Here is a 16,992-nt window from a genome sequence, read left to right on the forward strand (position 1 = left end):
TGAACGCCACGCCCCTGCAGGTCTATGCCTGCCTGCCGATGCTGACGCTCTACCCACTGGCGCTGGGCTGGGTCTGCTACCAGCTGGCGATCAAGCTGGCCGACCACAAGCGCCGACTGAGTACACTGAGCCTCACCGACAGCCTGACCGGCCTGCTCAACCACGGTGCCTGGAAAGACCTGCTGCTGCTGAAGTTCCAGGCCTGCCAGCAGCAAAAGGGGCACGCGGTGATTGCCCTGATCGACATCGACCACTTCAAGACCATCAACGACACGTTCGGTCACGTTGTCGGCGACTGTGTGCTGCGCCAACTCGGCGCCGAGCTGCGGCACAACCTACGCGAAGGCGACCAGGCCGGGCGCTACGGCGGTGACGAATTCTGCGTAATCTTGCCGGATACCAGCGAAGCCGAAGCGTGCCTGGCCATGGAGCGCCTGCGCGAGCGGGTCGCCAGCTACCGCAACCCGCAGTTGCCGCACCTGCGCATCAGCCTGAGCATCGGCCTTTCGGCATTCGAGGCCGACCTGGAGTCACCCGAGCACTGGCTCGAACAGGCGGACAAAGCGCTGTATACCGCCAAGCATGCCGGGCGCGACCAGGTCAATTTTGCCCGCAGCGACGCTGCAACGCTCAGGCTGGCCTATCCTGATTGAACCTCCTTCCTGACTAACTGGCGGGAGGCTGTCTGAAGGAGCCGCTCGCGCATGGCCAGGACCGCCAACCTTCCAACCTCCAGCCCCACCCCGCGCTTTCAGGTGCGTCGCTTGATTGCCGGCTTCAGCGCAGTTTTCGGCCTGGCTTGCCTGGTCATCGTCGGCGCCCTGTTCAATATCGCGGGTACTCTTGACCATCAGGAGCGCCAGCGCAGCGCCTCGCAAGCATCCAAGGCGCTGGAGCAACGGTTGCTCGCATCGCGCCAATTCCTGTCCAGCTACGCCGTATGGGATGCTGCCTTCGAACACCTGGCGGGGCAGGCCGACTGGAAATGGGCCTACGAAGAAAAGAACGTGGGCGAGTCGCTGTACAGCGCCAGCGGCTATGAGGGAGTGTTCGTGGTGGAGGACGCACGCACCACCTACGCCTTGTTCAGAGGCCAGCCTACCCAGGCGGCGGCCAATACCTATATCGATGCAGCGCTGCAGCCAATCATCGACCAGGCCCGGGCAGCGGCCATCCCACGTGAACAGATCACCCGTTTCGTCCTGTTCAACGGTTGGCCGGCCGTGCTCAGTGCTGCGGCGGTGCGCCCGGACCGGGATGTCACCGAGAGCGAGGTCAGCCAGGCGCCGGTAATGCTGTTTGTCGACCAGCTCACCGAGGACAAGCTGGCGCAACTGAGCAGCGGTGCCGGCCTGACCGGTATGCACGTGGAGAAAAATGATGTGGGCGAGCACGGCCACCTGCGCATCGACCTCGGCGATACCGGCTACCACCTGTCCTGGAGCAGCCCGCTGCCAGGGCACCAGTTGCTGCGTGCTGTGTTGCCCCCGCTGTCGGGAGCCTTGCTGATACTTGGCCTGGTCATGCTCTACCTGTTCCGTCATGCCTTGCGCAGTTCGCGCGCGATCGACCTCACGCTCGCCCATCTTCAGCAGAGCAACCAGGCCCTGGAGGCCAGCGAACAGCGTTTTCGCGCGGTGGCTGAGTCGGCATCCGACTGGATCTGGGAAACCGATCGGCAGCAACGCCTCACCTATCTGTCACAACGTTTTGTCAACGTTACCGGTTACCCTGTGGGCGACTGGCTCGGCCACCCGCTCAATCAGTTGCTGGCCTGCGATACCACGCCGCTCTCTCCGTGGCTGGATGCCCTGGCCGCGGCCGACCCGCAACAGCTGGCCAACCTGCGCTGCACCTACCGCGACCAGAATGGCCAGAACCGCTACTGCCGCATTTCGGCCCGCGCCATCTGGTACGACGACAAGCCCGTCGGTTTTCGTGGCACCGCCAGTGACATCACCGACGAAGTCGATGCCCATGCACGCATCCAGCACCTGTCGCTGCACGACCCGCTGACCGGCCTGGCCAACCGCAACAAGCTAGCCCGCCACCTGGAACAGGCGCTGTTACGTGGGAGCGACTCGCCACCACTGACCTTGCTGCTGCTGGACCTGGACAACTTCAAGCCGATCAACGACTCTCTCGGCCATGCCGCCGGTGACGCGGTGCTGCAGGAGGTAGCGAACCGCCTGCGCGACACTACCCGCGACTGCGACCTGGTCGCGCGTTTGGGCGGCGACGAGTTCCTCCTGGTGCTCAGCGGCATGGACAACCGCAGCGAGATCGACCGTTTCTGTGCGCGCCTGATCAGCCTGCTGCAGCAACCGATCGCCTTCGATAGCCAGACCCTCCATGTTGGCGCCAGCATCGGAGTCGCCCAGACCCGTACCCAGGGCTTCGATGCCGGCGAGCTGATCCGCTGCGCCGATATCGCCCTGTACCAGGCCAAGGCCGACGGCAAGAGCACCTGGCGCTATTTCGCTGCCGAAATGAACCAGCAGATCCAGTACCGCCGCCAACTGGAGAACGACATGCGGCGAGCCCTGCGCAACCAGGAATTCGAGCTGCACTACCAGCCGCGCTACCGCCTCAGCGACCTGCGCATCGTCGCAGTCGAGGCCTTGCTGCGCTGGCAGCATCCGCAGGAAGGGTTGCTGGGGCCGGACACCTTCATTCCCTTGGCCGAACAGAGTGACATCATTGTCGCGCTGGGCCGCTGGGTGTTGCGCGAAGCCTGCCGCACTGCCCATGACTGGCCCGCCGATGTTCTGGTCTCTGTGAACCTGTCACCTGCGCAGTTCCAGCGCAGCGATGTGGTGGCGGATGTACGCGAGATCCTGCTGGAAACCGCCTTCCCTGCCCAGCGCCTGGAGCTGGAAATTACCGAGAACGTGATGCTCAATGACATCGAAGGCGCGCTGGGCACCATGCTGTCGCTCAAGGAGCTGGGCGTGCGCCTGAACATGGACGACTTCGGCACCGGCTACTCGTCGTTGGGCTACCTGCGCACCTACCCGTTCGACAGCATCAAGATCGACAAACGCTTCATCGGCGGGCTGAACAACACCGCTGGCAGCGACCGCGCGGTGGTCCAGGCCATCATCAACCTGGGTGAAGCGATGGGGCTGACGGTGACGGCCGAAGGAGTGGAAAGCGAGCAGCAGCTCAGGGCACTGCAGAAGGACCGTTGCCATGAAGTGCAAGGCTATTACCTGAGCAGGCCTCTGAACAGTGCGGGGCTCGAGGCGTTGTTGCAGCAGGCATCCCAGCGCTCGGCGCCCTACCTGTAGCGTAAGTTTGAAAGCTTGCGCAGCCCGCTCCCACAGGGATTTTCAGCACAGCTGCCGCAAGCTGCGCTCAGCCACGATTTCCGGCAGGTCGCGCCGGCGCAGGTAGGTGCGCAGCGGTTCACCGATGTTCAAACGGTCATCCACATGCTGCTCCAGCAACAGCGCCAGCCGTTCGCGGCAAAGAGCCATGCGCTGCCCTTGCTCGGGCCGCCAGACAAACTCGCTGCAGGGCGTGATGCTGGCATCGGCCACGTCCATGCCGAAAGAATCTTCGGAAAAACGCACGATATGCACGCCGCGCTTGCCATGAAAACCGACGAAGCCCTTGAGCTGGTCGGCAGCGTTGCAGATGTCCTGTGAAGTGATGGCCATGACGTAACCTCGCAATGAAATCGGAAGATACGCACGCCAGGCGGGAAAGGGTTGCCTCTGCCGGGCAACTCGTGACTGGCAGCCTAACGCAAGCCATCACACAGGCGCCACGGTTTTCATCGATCAGCAACCACCGTCAACCTGTGAATGCAGCACCTCGCCCAACCATTGCATGAAGGCCTGCACCCGGCGTGGCACGTGCCGTTGCCGGGCATAAAGCAGTGATACGGGCATGGCCGGCGCCTGCCAGCCTTCCAGTACCGAAACCAGCTCACCGCGCTGCAGGTGCTCGGCCACGCCCACCGCCGGCACCTGGATCAGCCCCAGCCCGGCCAGGCAGGCCGCCGAGTAGGCCTCGGCATTGTTCACTGTGACCACGCCGGCCATGGCCTGGAAATGCAGTTCACCGTCCTGCAGAAATTCGAAACCGGCACTACGCCCCCCCAGGGTGCGCACGTAATGCACCAAGTGATGCTCGGCCAGGTCCTGCAGCGTGCGCGGCACACCGTAGCGTGCAAGGTAGGCAGGGCTGGCACAGTTGCGCATGCTTAGTTGGCCGACCGGGCGCGCCACCACATCCAGGTCATGCAGGGCACCAATGCGCATCACGCAATCGAAGCCTTCACGCAGCAGGTCGACCTGGCGGTCGGTACAACTGAGCTCCACCTCCAGGCGCGGGAAGCGCTGCAAAAACTGCGGCAACGCCGGGATGATGACCCGCCGGGCCATCATTGTCGGCAGATCGACGCGCAGGCGCCCGGCCAGCTCGGCATCGTCGGCGCGGAACAAGCCCTCGATTTCGTCCATGCCCGACAGCAGGTCCTTGCTGCGCTCGTACAGCAAGACGCCATCCTGGGTCGCCTGTACCCGGCGGGTGGTGCGGTTGAACAGCTGCGTACCCAGTAAACGCTCGAGCGCCCTGACCTGCTCCGACACAGTCGAACGGGGCAGCCCCAAGCTCTCTGCAGCCAGGGTGAAACTGCTGACCTCGCAGACCCGAACAAAGGTGCGCAACAACTCCAGCTTGTTCAATTCAGCCCTCGTCTATCCGGTTTTACCGAACAGTATTTCCATATTCGCTGGATTTAACAGCACCACACCGACCAATAACCTGTGCTCATCAGCCCACCATGAGGTTTTCACCATGACCCGCAAGATTGCCCTGATCACTGGCGCCAGCCGCGGCCTGGGCCGCAACACCGCAGAACACCTGGCCGCACGCGGCATCGATGTCATCGGCACTTACCACAGCAAGGCGGAGGAAGCCCATGCCGTCGCCGCCCGGCTGGAGCAGGCCGGGGTCAAGGCCATCATGCTGCAACTGGACGTCAGCGACAGCGCCAGCTTTGCCGGTTTCGCCGAATGCCTCGGCGCAACCCTGCAGCAACACTTCGGCCGCGAGCGCTTCGACTTTCTGGTGAACAATGCCGGGATCGGATTGAACGTGCCATACACCGAAACCAGCGAGGCACAGTTCGACCAGTTGCTGAACATCCAGCTGAAAGGTCCGTTCTTCCTTACCCAGCGCCTGCTGCCGTTGCTGGTCGACAATGGCCGCATCGTCAACATTTCCACTGGCCTGGCGCGCTTTGCGCTACCGGGGTATGCCGCCTATGCCGCGATGAAGGGGGCGATGGAGGTGCTGACCCGCTATCAGGCCAAGGAACTGGGAGCACGTGGGATTCGTGTGAACATTCTGGCGCCGGGGGCGATCGAGACCGATTTTGGCGGCGGCGTGGTACGGGATAACCGACAGGTTAATGAATACATTGCCGGCAACACGGCGCTGGGGCGGGTGGGCTTGCCGGATGATATCGGGGCAGCGATTGCGCTGTTGCTGGAAGATGGCAACGGCTGGATCAACGGGCAACGGCTGGAGGTTTCGGGCGGGATGTTCCTCTGAATTCTGTTTTTCTGGGGCCGCTTTGCGGCCCATCGCGACGCAAGGCCGCTCCTACAAGAATGCGCAATCGCACGGGGAATACGCGATCGCCTGTAGGAGCGGCCTTGTGTCGCGATGGGCTGCTCAGCAGCCCCTTTGGCCCTCACGGCCGACTCTGCTCCTCATGCACCTGCACACTGGCCGTCATTCCCGCACTCAGGGTCACCCCCTCCGGCACCTGGTCCAGGCGGATCCTCACCGGTATCCGCTGCGCCAGTCGCACCCAGTTGAAGGTCGGCTCAACCTCCGGCAGCAACTGGCTGTCCGGGTTGCTGTTGCGGTCGGTGATACCACGGCTGATGCTTTCCACATGCCCTTGCATCGGTTCGCCCGCGCCCATCAGCCAGACCTTCACCGCATCCCCCACACGAATGCGTGGCAGCTTGGTTTCCTCGAAATAGGCCTGGATATAGAAGGTTGAATCGTCCACCAGGGCCATCACCGCCTCCCCGGTATTCACATAGTTGCCCTCGGCCAGGCGCAGGTTGGTGATATGCCCGCTGCGCGGCGCCCGCACTTCACTGCGCGCCAGGTTGATTTTGGCGACCTGCAATTGTGCCTCGGCTTCATGCAGCTCACCGCGGGCGATGGCCGCATTGATCTGGGCGTTTTCCCGCAATTCGGCACTGATCGCCTCCGGCCCAAGTGCGGTACGCCGGGCCGCTTCACGTTCGCGCAGGCGCAGCTGCTGGCTGCGGGTTTCGGTCACCGCACTGGCTTGGTCGAAAGCCGCCTGGAAGCGTTCGCGGTCGATGCTCATCAGCAGGTCGCCGGCCTTGACCTGCTGATTGTCACGGGCCTTCAGCTCGCGCACCCAGCCGGACACATCGGGGGCGATCACCACCACATCGGCGCGCACACGGGCATCGCGGGTCCAGGGGGTGAGCATGTAGTACTGCCACAGCTGATAGCCGGCGAAGACGGCAAGGGCCACCACACACAAGGTGACCAGGGTACGTACGGCCGCACGCATCGAAACACTCCTTTATAAAGCTCCCAGCAGTCGCACTACCAGGAACAACACACAAACGAACAACGCCGCATCGAACAGCGCTTCATGCCAGATCCAGCGCCCCAACGGCGTGGCCTGCACCACCAGACGCAACACGCCGGTAAGCACCAGCGCCACCAACACATAAACCAGGAAAGGGCTGAACAGCACGCCGCCCAATTCCCACTCACGCAACCCCATGGGATTCCTCCTGCCAACGGCACCACTTGCCCCAGCTTTTTTGCAGTTGCAGCACCGCCCCTTCGGCCAACCGCAGCGGATCGCTGGAGGGTAGACGGCGCAAGGCGCCAATGAACTGTTCGCTTGCGGCATCCAGGCTCTGTCCACGCCCTGGCGCCGGCCCTTTGGCCAGCACTGCCTCTACTTGCTGCAGGTATTCGCGCTCGGCCCGTCCCAACGGGGCCTTGGCGACCGCCAGGCACATGCGCAAATGCACCAGTTCGTCGCCGATATCCAGGCCGTGCAGGCCGTCGTCCCAGCGCTTGCGTTCGCTCTCGGGCAGGTCGCCGGCATGCCGCGCCAGTTGCATCAGGCGGTCGGCCATGCGCCCGCCAAACCAGCTGTCGGCCCCGCGCAGGTCGCGCCGGGTCAGGCGCACCAGGTCATTCTGGGTCGCCGCGCGCAGGCGCTGGCCCAGCCAGGCCGGGTGGCGAAACACCAACAAGCGGAAGGCCATCACCGCCGCCGACACACCCACCAGCATGGCCAAGGCACTGTTGAGCATGGTGGCCACGCCGAACTGCATGGCGTTGAGCGGCGACACCAGCACGATGAAATGCAGGCAATAAGAAGTAGCCGTGGCCCCGGTCCGCGGGTGAGCCATGCCCAGCGCACCAAGAAACAGCGGTACCCCCATACCCAGGCAGAGCATGGCGAAGCTGCTCCATTGCGGCAGCAGAATTTGCCCGACCAGAAACGCCGCCGGTATTGCCAGGAGGATCCCGCGCAAAAAACTCAGGCCGATCTGTGCGCCATTCTCGCGGCTGGCGAACAGGCTGCAGACCACACAGGTCAGCACCAGGCCACCCGGTGCCGAAGGCCAGGCGGTGGCCAGCCAGAAACCACTCATCACCAGAAACGCCAGCGCACTGCGTGAGCCGAACAGCAAAGCCAGCGACCAGTCGCGGTGCGCGGCCAGGCCCTGAGACACATCCTTGGGCGCCCTGCCCGCCTCCACATCCTCCAGCGCCTGGCTGGCAGCCATGGCGTAATCCAGCAGCAGTGCCATGCGTGCCAGGCAAAAGTGCTCCGCCGGGCTGATCTGATCATCGTGGGCAGCATCCCAGATGCGCTGGCGCAGAAGCAAAAGGCTCGGCTGATCGGGCTTGCCCAGCAGTGCGCGCACCTCCTCCAGCCAGGGCGCCAGGCGTTCGGCCTCGCCCTCATCAAGTTGCCGCCACTGGCGGCGCACCGAACGGGAAATGCGCAGCAGCACCATCAGTTTCTGGCTCAGGCCGCGAATGGCACGAGCGCGCTGGCGCCCGCGGTTGCCTTCGAACCAGGCGTGTTCGCGTTGGCTGTCGATGGCAACGATACGCCCCAGGCTCTCCAGCAGGCCTTTGCGTGCCTCGTCTTCACCGCCCAGCATGGCACTGGCGGCCTGCAGGCCGTTCTGCCAGGCCTGACGGGCCTGCCCGCCCAGTTGCTGCTCTACCCGCATGGGCCAGAGCAAGGCGCTACTGGCGGTGGCACAGAAGATACCCAGGCAGATCTCGGTACAGCGCGCCACGGCCTGGTCGAACACCTGCAGTGGGTGATCGATGGCCGGCAGGGCAATGATCGCCGCCGTGTAGCCTGCCAACACGAAGGCATAGGCCCAGGCGCTGCGCAACTGTGTGGAGGCAGCGGTACACAGGGCCAGCCACAGGGCCAAGGTGAGCAGGAACAGACCGGGGGTCTGGGCAAACAGACCGATGAACAGCACCGACATAAACGTGCCGACCAGGGTGCCGGCCAGCCGCGCCAGGCCCTTCTGCACCACCATGCCTGACAACGGCTGGGCGACGATGAAAGCGGTCATCAGGGCCCAGGACGGTTGCTCCAGGCCCCAGCGCATCGCCAGCCACAGGGCCAGGCCGCCACCGAGCAGGGTCTTGATGGCGAACTTGAGGGCGAGGCTGCTGGGAGCGAACAGGGCCTGGAAGGTGATGGGCACGAGACGGACCTTGAGGGGATGGTCTTGTAGAAAGATAGACAATGGTGGGAAGGATAAAGCGGAAACGATTAATTAGCTAGCTAATCATCTTTACAGGAGGTGCAGATCTTCCTGTCCCGGCCCTTTCGCAGCACAAGGCTGCTCCTACAGATACTGTGTAGGAGCAGCCTTGTGCTGCGAAAGGGCCGGGACAGGCAACACAAAAATTGCAGGCAAAAAAATGGGCGACCGAAGTCGCCCTAAATGCCTTGCGTGCTCGTGTACCCGGAAGGTCAGCGCGGTTTGCGCTTGTTCGAGTCCTTCCAGATGAGAATGCCCAGACCGGCAAAGAAGACGACCATCAACCCGACCGTTACCACTCCGGCGATAACCACGTTGTCGAAGAACATGCTGGCCTCCCCATTCGTTTGCCGTTGTCCGATGGGTGCAAGTTAACCAATGTGAGGGCGGGGAAAATTGATCGGTGTCAATGGTGCCCGGGGCCGGGCACGCGAGGCGGGTGCAGGGTTGACCTGCGTCAAGTTTCAGCGCTTCTTCGGCTTGCCCTTGGGCTTCTTTTTCTTGGCACTGTTCAACGGCAGGGCTTGCTCGAACGCATTGCGCATTTCGTTCAGGCGCTTTTCCTTGAGGTCGTGGACGCGCTTGGCGCGTTCGGCATCGAAATCGATGAGGTTGTCTTGGCTCATGGGTGGGCTCGACGATCAACTGAGACTTGCATGATGAAGCCAGGCGCTGGCGCTGACCAGCCCCGCGTCAGACTTCGATGTCCACCAGCAGCCCCTGGCGTACATGCTCGCCCATCAACGGCGCCACCGGCACGGTATTGTCGGCGTTGACCTCGTCACCCGGCATTGCACTGTAGCGTTCGTCGTCGCCCTTCTGCCGACGTTGCTGCTGGCGGCGCTGCTCGTCGCGCAGCAGCAGCGCCTGCTCCTGCGGGTCACGCTGCTGCTTGAGGTCGATGGCACTTTCACCGGATGCAGGCTGGGTCGGCACCACCGGCTTGATGTCGGGTGTCGGCTTGACCGGGTCCTGTTGCGAGGTCACCGGGGCGGCACTGAGCGGAATGATCGGTGGCAGCATGGACGTTCTCCTATGCCCCCTGTATCGGCAGGCGCGGGTTTACCTTGATGGCATGCACAACACTTATTCGGCTTCGTCGTCAGGGTTATCGTCGCTAGGTGGGCTGGCCTCGCTCCAGGGCCGCTTGTACACCTGCTGCCAGACCGCGTCCATGTGCTCGCGCAGCACCTGCGGCGCGGCCTTTAGCGAGGCGCTGTCCTCGCGCTCACCGCCGATCGGCTCTTCACCTGCCGGGGTGATCAGCGACTGGCCGGTGATGCTGTAGCTGGCCTGCCCTTCGCGCATCTCGATGGCGATGTCATGCGGGTCGATGCCACCGCCACAGAATGCGTGGCTGGCAACCGTCACCTCGGCGATGCCGTCCTTGTTCAGGTCGCCGACATCGCTGACGTCGTTATAGAAGTCCACATCCAGGTCCAGGCCCGGGCAGGTGGTTTCCTGTTCGATCTGCCAGCGCGCCTTGAAAGCGTCGTTTTCGGCCTTGCGCCCGTACAGCGTGGCCTTGAGCACCACCTTGTCAACTTCCTGCTCGCTTTCCGGGTCGCTGGCCTGGCCATCGCTGCGGCTCAACACCAGCAGGCCTTCACCGTCGCGGTCACGAAAGTGCACGCTCTTGATCGGCGTCTGCACGCCCAGCACCTCGAGCTGTTCGATCGGGATGGCGGGCAAGGTCTCGAAGTTTTTCTGCTCGCAGGCGGCCAGCAGCAACAAGCTGCCCACGGCCATCGAAGCGCTGATCCAGCGGTGCTTGGCAGACATGTTGATCCGGAGCCCTCGTCGGCAGCACGGTGGGGGACGATGAAGCGGCTAGACTGTTGCTACCTATCGCACTTCGGCACCTTTCGATGCGCTCGGCACTTTGGTCTGACCGGCCGATCCGTTAACATAACCGGCTTTTTCATCGCGGGAGTTCAGGCAGTATGGCGCAGCAGTATCAACCGGGGCAACGCTGGATCAGCGACAGCGAAGCCGAGCTCGGCCTGGGTACCATCCTGGCGCAGGATGGCCGCCTGTTGACCGTGCTCTACCCGGCCACTGGCGACACCCGCCAGTATTCCCTGCGCAATGCGCCGCTGACCCGCGTGCGCTTCTCGCCAGGTGACCAGATCACCCACTTCGAAGGCTGGAAGCTGACCGTGCGCGAGGTCGAGGACATCGACGGGCTGATGGTCTACCACGGCCTGGACGGGCAGAACCAGCCGCGCACCCTGCCGGAAACCCAGTTGTCGAACTTCATCCAGTTCCGCCTGGCCAGCGACCGCCTGTTCGCCGGGCAGATCGACCCGCTGTCGTGGTTCAGCCTGCGCTACAACACCCTGCAGCACACCAGCAAGCAGATGCAGTCGGCGCTGTGGGGCCTGGGCGGCTGCCGTGCCCAACCCATCGCCCACCAGTTGCACATCGCCCGCGAAGTCGCCGACCGAAGCGCGCCGCGCGTCTTGCTGGCCGACGAAGTGGGCCTGGGCAAAACCATCGAAGCCGGCCTGGTGATCCACCGCCAGCTGCTGTCTGGCCGCGCCAGCCGCGTACTGATCCTGGTACCGGAAAACCTCCAGCACCAGTGGCTGGTGGAAATTCGCCGCCGCTTCAACCTGCAGGTGGCCTTGTTCGACGCTGAGCGTTTCATCGAAAGCGATGCCAGCAACCCGTTCGAGGATGCCCAGCTGGCGCTGGTGGCCCTGGAGTGGCTGGTAGAAGACGAAAAGGCCCAGGACGCGCTGTTCGCCGCTGGCTGGGACCTGATGGTGGTGGACGAAGCTCACCACCTGGTCTGGCACGAAGACCAGGTCAGCGCCGAATACGGCCTGGTCGAACAGCTGGCCCAGGTGATCCCGGGCGTGCTGCTGCTCACCGCCACCCCCGAGCAGCTCGGCCAGGACAGTCACTTCGCCCGCCTGCGTCTGCTCGACCCCAACCGTTTCCACGACCTGGCCGCCTTCCGCGCCGAGAGTGAGCACTATCGCCCGGTGGCCGAAGCCGTACAGGAACTGCTCGACGAAGGCCGCCTGTCGCCCAAGGCCCACGCCACCATCCAGGGCTTCCTGGGTGCCGAAGGCGAAGCCTTGCTGGCTGCGGTCAGCGACGGCGATACCCAGGCCAGCGCGCGCCTGATCCGTGAGCTGCTCGACCGCCACGGCACCGGCCGCGTGCTGTTCCGTAACACCCGCGCGGCGATCCAGGGCTTCCCTGAGCGCCAGCTGCACCCTTACCCACTGGCAACGCCCGAGCAGTACCGCGACCTGCCAGCTGGCGAACATGCCGAGCTGTACCCGGAAGTCGCCTTCCAGGCCCAGGGCGAGGTGGCCGATGACGAGCGCTGGTGGCGTTTCGACCCGCGCGTCGACTGGCTGATCGACACCCTGAAGATGCTAAAGCGTACCAAGGTGCTGGTGATCTGCGCCCATGCCGAAACCGCGATGGACCTGGAGGACGCCCTGCGCGTGCGCTCCGGCATCCCGGCCTCGGTGTTCCATGAGGGCATGAGCATCCTCGAACGCGACCGCGCCGCCGCCTACTTCGCTGACGAAGAGTTCGGCGCGCAGGTGCTGATCTGCTCCGAGATCGGCAGTGAAGGCCGCAACTTCCAGTTTGCCCACCATCTGGTGATGTTCGACCTGCCAGCGCACCCCGACCTGCTCGAACAGCGCATCGGCCGCCTCGACCGTATCGGCCAGAAGCACACCATTCAGCTGCATATCCCGTACCTGCAGGACAGCCCGCAAGAGCGCCTGTTCCAGTGGTACCACGAAGGCCTCAACGCCTTCCTCAACACCTGCCCTACCGGCAACGCCCTGCAGCACCAGTTCGGCCCGCGCCTGCTGCCACTGCTTGAAGGTGGCGAAAGCAAGGCCTGGGAAGCCCTGGTGGCCGACGCCCGCAGCGAACGCGAACGCCTGGAAGCCGAACTGCATACCGGCCGTGACCGTCTGCTGGAGCTCAACTCCGGCGGTGCCGGCGAAGGCCAGGCGCTGGTCGAGGACATTCTCGAACAGGACGACCAGTTCGCCCTGCCGATCTACATGGAAACCCTGTTCGACGCCTTCGGCATCGACAGCGAAGACCATTCCGAGAACGCCCTGATCCTCAAGCCGAGCGAAAAGATGCTCGACGCCAGCTTCCCGCTGGGTGACGACGAAGGCGTTACCATCACCTACGACCGTGGCCAGGCGCTGTCGCGCGAGGACATGCAGTTCCTCACCTGGGAACACCCGATGGTACAAGGCGGCATGGACCTGGTGCTGTCCGGCTCGATGGGCAACACCGCTGTGGCGCTGATCAAGAACAAGGCGCTCAAACCTGGGACCGTGCTGCTTGAACTGCTGTTCGTCAGCGAGGTGGTGGCACCGCGCAGCCTGCAACTGGGGCGTTACCTGCCACCGGCGGCATTGCGCTGCCTGCTAGATGCCAACGGCAACGACCTGGCGTCCCGCGTGGCCTTCGAAACCCTCAACGACCAGCTGGAAAGCGTTCCACGCGCCAGCGCCAACAAGTTCGTCCAGGCCCAGCGTGACGTGCTGGCCCAGCGCATCGGCAGCGGCGAGGCCAAGGTCATGCCGGCCCACGTCGAGCGCGTGGCCGAGGCCCAGCGCCGCCTTACAGCGGAGGCCGACGAAGAACTGGCCCGTCTGATCGCCCTGCAAGCGGTCAACCCGAGCGTGCGCGACAGCGAGATCGAAGCGCTGCGCAAGCAGCGTGAAGAGGGCTTGGCGATGCTGGAAAAGGCCGCCTTGCGCCTGGAAGCCATTCGCGTGCTGGTGGCTGGCTAGTCTTTCCCCGCACCCGTGTAGGAGCGGCCTTGTGTCGCGATGGGCTGCGCAGCAGCCCCAGCATTTTTGCGGTAGTGCAGAAATCTGGGGCTGCTGCGCAGCCCATCGCGACACAAGGCCGCTCCTACAAAATGCGAGCCAATATTCTTGGCGGCGATTGATTCCATAACCAAATCGTAGGAATCAATATGCCATTAGTCAGGAAGGCTTAAACACCTCTTCCTATACTGCCTCTGGACAGTCTGCACAGGGTTTAGCGCAGACGAGTGAAAACTCGATCATGAGGCATTCCATGGAATGGCTGGGGCTGCAACTGTTCGCCGACCTGCCGGCAACCGGGCGCATCGTCATCGATTGCCGGCATGAACCGTTCCTGGTTCTGCTTGCCTACCTCGTCGCCTGTGCGGCCTGCTTCGCCACGCTGGACATGGCCGAGCGACAATCCCACAGCGAAGACCCCACCGCCCACCGACAATGGAACATGCTTGGTGCCTGCTGCCTGGCAGGAGGTATCTGGGCCATGCATTTCATCAGCATGCTGGCCTTCCAGGCGCCAGTAGAAATGCACTACGACGCGTCCCTGACCATCCTTTCGCTGCTCATCGCACTGGCCGTCGCCTGGCTGGCCATGCACAGCCTCGACCGCAGCCAGATGCGCGCAATCCATTACCTGCGAAGTGCAGTACTGATCGGCCTGGGCATCATCCTGATGCACTTCGTAGGCATGGCCGCCCTGGAAACCGGTGCCCGCCAGTACTACCAGACCGGCCTGCTGCTGGCCTCTGCCACCATTGCCCTGCTCACCAGCCTGACCGCGCTATACCTGGCCCGCTACTTCCGGCAGGGCAGCGGTACCTTGCACCAGGCCATGAAATACGGAGCCAGCCTGCTGATGGCTGGTGGTATCGTTGCCACCCACTTCACCGCGATGTCGGCCATGACCCTGGTCATCCCGGCCGACACCGCCCTGCGCCTGCCCTCTGGCGACAACAGCCTGCAACTGGCGCTGGGCATCGGCTTCATCACCATGCTGATCAGTGCTGCCAGCATCAGTACCGCACTGGCCGACAAGAAGCTGCAAAGCAAGGAGCACGACCTGCGCCGGGTCAGCGTGCTGCTCAGCCAACTGGACCAGGCCCGCGCTTCGCTGCAGCAGGCCGCGCACTACGACGCCCTGACCAACCTGGTCAACCGCCGCGGTTTCAACCAGGTGTTCGCCGAACGCCTGGCCGAGCACCAGGCCACGGAAAGCCACCTGGCGGTGATGTTCCTCGACATCGACCATTTCAAGCGCATAAACGACAGCCTCGGTCACGACGCCGGCGACGAACTGCTCAAGGTGATCGCCGGACACATCAAGGCCGCCACCCGAAACCGCGACCTGGTCGCACGTCTGGGCGGCGACGAGTTCTGCGTGGTCACCAGCCTCACCAACCGCGACGAAGCCCGCCACCTGGCCCAGCGCATCATGCAGAGGATGAAAGAGCCCATAAACCTGGGCGGCCGGCGCATGGTCATGACCACCAGCATCGGCATCAGCATCTTCCCCGACGACGGCACCACCGCCGAAGAGCTGCTCAAGCATGCAGACCTTGCGCTGTACCAGTCCAAGGGTAACGGGCGCAACAGCCTGAACTTCTTCAACGACAGCCTGAAGACCCAGGCCTCGATTGCCCTGCAACTGGAAGAGGAACTGCGGGTGGCGCTGCTCGAGGAGCATGGGCTATGCGTGCACTACCAGCCGATCTTCGACCTGCGCAGCAGGCAAGTGGCCAAACTGGAGGCCCTGGTGCGCTGGCAACACCCGCAACACGGCCTGCTCGGGCCTGATCGTTTTGTCGCCATCGCAGAGGCCAACGGGCTGATCATCGACCTCGATCTGTGGGTGCTGCGCCACGCCTGCGCCGACCTGGCCTATCTGCAGCGCCACGGTCATGGAAACCTCAAGGTCACGGTCAATTGTTCGGCCGTCACCCTCAGCCACGACGAACTGCCCAACGAAGTGGAAAAGGCGCTGTTCCACGCCGGGCTCGCACCCCGACAGCTGGAACTGGAAGTGACCGAGAACGCCTTGATGGGTGACATCCAGCGCACGGTAAACCTGCTCACGCGCATACGCGCCCTGGGCGTGGCGCTGTCGATCGATGACTTCGGCACCGGCTACTCGTCGCTGGCCTACCTCAAGCGCCTGCCGCTGGACGTGCTTAAGGTCGACCGCAGCTTCCTGCAGGATGTGCCGGGCAGCCAGAAGGATCGCGAAATTGTCCAGGCGATCATCGTCATGGCGCATACCCTGCATCTGCAGGTGGTCAGCGAGGGCGTGGAAACCGCCGAACAGCTGGCGTTTCTCCAAGCCCACGGCTGCGACTACCTGCAGGGCTACCTGCTGGGCCGCCCGGAGCCGCTGGCCGAACTACGCTCGCTACTGGAGCGGGTTCGGCACAAGGGCGGCGTGTTCAGCCCTTGCTGCGATACAGCTCAACCAGGGTCGCCGGATCCTTTTGCAGGTACCCCTGGCTTGCGTGCAGGCGCATCAATTGTGCGGCAAGGCCACTGAGCGGCGTCGCCGAGCCTTGCTCGCGGGAGAATTTGACCGCGCCATCGAGGTCCTTGAGCAGCGTGCGCACATGCCACTTGATCGGCTCGAAGCGGCTCTCGGCCATTTGCGGAGCGAGGATCTGTAACGGTCTGGAGTCGGCAAAACCGCCCGCCAGCGCTTCGGCGATCAGCGTCGCGTCGACACCAGACTGTTCAGCCAAGGCAACCACTTCGGCGATTACCAGAGCATTGCAGGCCACGATCATCTGGTTGCAGGCCTTGGTCACCTGGCCTGCGCCCACCGCGCCCATATGCGTCACGCGCTGGCCAAGTACCTGCAGTACCGGGCGCGCACGCTCCAGGTCGGCTGCCTCGCCACCGACCATGATCGCCAGGGTGCCGGCTTCGGCCCCGGGGGTGCCCCCGGACACTGGCGCGTCCAGCCAGGCCATGCCGCACAGCGCTGCCAGTTCGGCGGCCATTTCACGAGTGGCGGTTGGCTCCAGGCTGGAGAAATCGACCAGTAACTGGCCGCTGCGTCCGCCCTGGGCAATACCTTGCTCGCCGAATACCACCTCGCGGACCACGGCCGTGTCGGCCAGGCACAGCAACACCATGTCGCTGTCGCGGCACAGTTCGGCAGGGCTGCTGGCCAGGCGCGCGCCAGCCGCGACCAGTGCAGCGCACTTGTCCGGGCTGCGGTTCCATACCGTCAGCGGGTAACCCGCTGCCAGCAGGCGCCGACACATGGGCAGGCCCATCAGGCCGATGCCGGCGAATCCAAGCGAAGGTAGTTTTGAGTTCATCAATGACTCCGGACAAATTCGATATCG

Annotated in this window: 15 protein-coding genes (1 of these 15 only partly in view); 5 read left to right on the forward strand and 10 right to left on the reverse strand. The window is 63.8% G+C overall.

All coding sequences use genetic code 11. The features are described from left to right. Positions 1 to 653: the 3' portion of a diguanylate cyclase gene (locus tag M1D87_RS20500; protein ID WP_421091835.1), read on the forward strand. 421 nt of this gene lie to the left of the window's left edge; 653 of the gene's 1,074 nt are visible here — the last part of the coding sequence; the start codon falls outside the window, past its left edge; its stop codon occupies positions 651 to 653. Positions 654 to 704: 51 nt separating this feature from the next. Then, positions 705 to 3,290: a bifunctional diguanylate cyclase/phosphodiesterase gene (locus M1D87_RS20505; protein ID WP_123084204.1), complete on the forward strand. Its 2,586-nt coding sequence runs from the start codon at positions 705 to 707 to the stop codon at positions 3,288 to 3,290. 42 nt (positions 3,291 to 3,332) lie between these two features. On the opposite strand, the gene M1D87_RS20510 is transcribed toward M1D87_RS20505, so the two are convergent. Together M1D87_RS20510 and M1D87_RS20515 are read right to left on the reverse strand one after the other, a co-directional pair. Next, positions 3,333 to 3,662 carry a DUF2025 family protein gene (locus M1D87_RS20510; RefSeq protein WP_015271519.1) on the reverse strand — a complete coding sequence of 110 codons (330 nt, stop codon included), beginning with the start codon at positions 3,660 to 3,662 and terminating at the stop codon, positions 3,333 to 3,335. Between the two features lie 123 nt (positions 3,663 to 3,785). After that, on the reverse strand, positions 3,786 to 4,694 hold the full coding sequence (locus M1D87_RS20515) for a LysR family transcriptional regulator (protein ID WP_061550328.1): 909 nt from the start codon (positions 4,692 to 4,694) through the stop codon (positions 3,786 to 3,788). 112 nt (positions 4,695 to 4,806) lie between these two features. Here M1D87_RS20515 and M1D87_RS20520 point away from each other — a divergent pair, with 112 nt between their 5' ends. Beyond that, entirely contained in the window at positions 4,807 to 5,565 is a 759-nt protein-coding gene (locus tag M1D87_RS20520; RefSeq protein WP_013973908.1) for an SDR family NAD(P)-dependent oxidoreductase, read from the forward strand. 142 nt (positions 5,566 to 5,707) lie between these two features. Here the strand turns inward: M1D87_RS20520 and M1D87_RS20525 are convergent, their stop codons facing one another. The 7 genes from M1D87_RS20525 to M1D87_RS20555 all read right to left on the reverse strand — a co-directional run bounded on the left by M1D87_RS20525 (position 5,708) and on the right by M1D87_RS20555 (position 10,613). Next, entirely contained in the window at positions 5,708 to 6,577 is an 870-nt protein-coding gene (locus M1D87_RS20525; RefSeq protein ID WP_015271522.1) for an efflux RND transporter periplasmic adaptor subunit, read from the reverse strand. 12 nt (positions 6,578 to 6,589) lie between these two features. Next, positions 6,590 to 6,796 carry a DUF1656 domain-containing protein gene (locus tag M1D87_RS20530; RefSeq protein ID WP_061304861.1) on the reverse strand — a complete coding sequence of 69 codons (207 nt, stop codon included), beginning with the start codon at positions 6,794 to 6,796 and terminating at the stop codon, positions 6,590 to 6,592. Beyond that, on the reverse strand, positions 6,783 to 8,771 hold the full coding sequence (locus M1D87_RS20535) for an FUSC family protein (protein ID WP_013973911.1): 1,989 nt from the start codon (positions 8,769 to 8,771) through the stop codon (positions 6,783 to 6,785). Before M1D87_RS20535 ends, M1D87_RS20530 begins: the two co-directional genes overlap by 14 nt. Positions 8,772 to 9,043: 272 nt before the next feature. After that, positions 9,044 to 9,160 (reverse strand): cytochrome c oxidase subunit CcoM, encoded by a 117-nt coding sequence (ccoM, locus tag M1D87_RS20540; protein ID WP_421091834.1) that lies wholly within the window; start codon positions 9,158 to 9,160, stop codon positions 9,044 to 9,046. A 135-nt stretch (positions 9,161 to 9,295) separates the two neighbouring features. Further along, positions 9,296 to 9,457 carry a hypothetical protein gene (locus tag M1D87_RS20545; RefSeq protein ID WP_003258944.1) on the reverse strand — a complete coding sequence of 54 codons (162 nt, stop codon included), beginning with the start codon at positions 9,455 to 9,457 and terminating at the stop codon, positions 9,296 to 9,298. 67 nt (positions 9,458 to 9,524) lie between these two features. Further along, positions 9,525 to 9,854: a hypothetical protein gene (locus M1D87_RS20550; protein WP_003258942.1), complete on the reverse strand. Its 330-nt coding sequence runs from the start codon at positions 9,852 to 9,854 to the stop codon at positions 9,525 to 9,527. Between the two features lie 63 nt (positions 9,855 to 9,917). Further along, positions 9,918 to 10,613, reverse strand: coding sequence for a M949_RS01915 family surface polysaccharide biosynthesis protein (locus M1D87_RS20555; protein ID WP_039614774.1), 696 nt, complete (start codon positions 10,611 to 10,613; stop codon positions 9,918 to 9,920). 161 nt (positions 10,614 to 10,774) lie between these two features. Between M1D87_RS20555 and rapA the strand changes: the two genes are divergently transcribed. Continuing rightward, entirely contained in the window at positions 10,775 to 13,621 is a 2,847-nt protein-coding gene (gene rapA / locus M1D87_RS20560; protein WP_421091833.1) for an RNA polymerase-associated protein RapA, read from the forward strand. Positions 13,622 to 13,913: 292 nt separating this feature from the next. Then, positions 13,914 to 16,178, forward strand: a complete 2,265-nt coding sequence (locus M1D87_RS20565; protein ID WP_123084202.1) for a putative bifunctional diguanylate cyclase/phosphodiesterase — start codon at positions 13,914 to 13,916, stop codon at positions 16,176 to 16,178. Here M1D87_RS20565 and M1D87_RS20570 read toward each other — a convergent pair. After that, a complete protein-coding gene (locus M1D87_RS20570; RefSeq protein ID WP_003258940.1) occupies positions 16,078 to 16,965 on the reverse strand; it encodes an NAD(P)-dependent oxidoreductase in 888 nt (295 codons plus the stop codon). The two genes, M1D87_RS20565 and M1D87_RS20570, sit on opposite strands and share 101 nt — an antisense overlap. Between the last annotated feature and the right edge of the window lie 27 nt (positions 16,966 to 16,992).

It is taken from the genome of Pseudomonas sp. SA233 (assembly GCF_054792385.1).

Coding starts and splice junctions, on each gene's coding strand:
- M1D87_RS20505 (WP_123084204.1), top strand. CDS start 705: ATGGCCAGGACCGCCAACCTTCCAACCTCCAGCCCCACCCCGCGCTTT.
- M1D87_RS20510 (WP_015271519.1), bottom strand. CDS start 3,662: ATGGCCATCACTTCACAGGACATCTGCAACGCTGCCGACCAGCTCAAG.
- M1D87_RS20520 (WP_013973908.1), top strand. CDS start 4,807: ATGACCCGCAAGATTGCCCTGATCACTGGCGCCAGCCGCGGCCTGGGC.
- M1D87_RS20525 (WP_015271522.1), bottom strand. CDS start 6,577: ATGCGTGCGGCCGTACGTACCCTGGTCACCTTGTGTGTGGTGGCCCTT.
- M1D87_RS20530 (WP_061304861.1), bottom strand. CDS start 6,796: ATGGGGTTGCGTGAGTGGGAATTGGGCGGCGTGCTGTTCAGCCCTTTC.
- ccoM (WP_421091834.1), bottom strand. CDS start 9,160: ATGTTCTTCGACAACGTGGTTATCGCCGGAGTGGTAACGGTCGGGTTG.
- M1D87_RS20545 (WP_003258944.1), bottom strand. CDS start 9,457: ATGAGCCAAGACAACCTCATCGATTTCGATGCCGAACGCGCCAAGCGC.
- M1D87_RS20550 (WP_003258942.1), bottom strand. CDS start 9,854: ATGCTGCCACCGATCATTCCGCTCAGTGCCGCCCCGGTGACCTCGCAA.
- M1D87_RS20555 (WP_039614774.1), bottom strand. CDS start 10,613: ATGTCTGCCAAGCACCGCTGGATCAGCGCTTCGATGGCCGTGGGCAGC.
- rapA (WP_421091833.1), top strand. CDS start 10,775: ATGGCGCAGCAGTATCAACCGGGGCAACGCTGGATCAGCGACAGCGAA.
- M1D87_RS20565 (WP_123084202.1), top strand. CDS start 13,914: ATGGAATGGCTGGGGCTGCAACTGTTCGCCGACCTGCCGGCAACCGGG.
- M1D87_RS20570 (WP_003258940.1), bottom strand. CDS start 16,965: ATGAACTCAAAACTACCTTCGCTTGGATTCGCCGGCATCGGCCTGATG.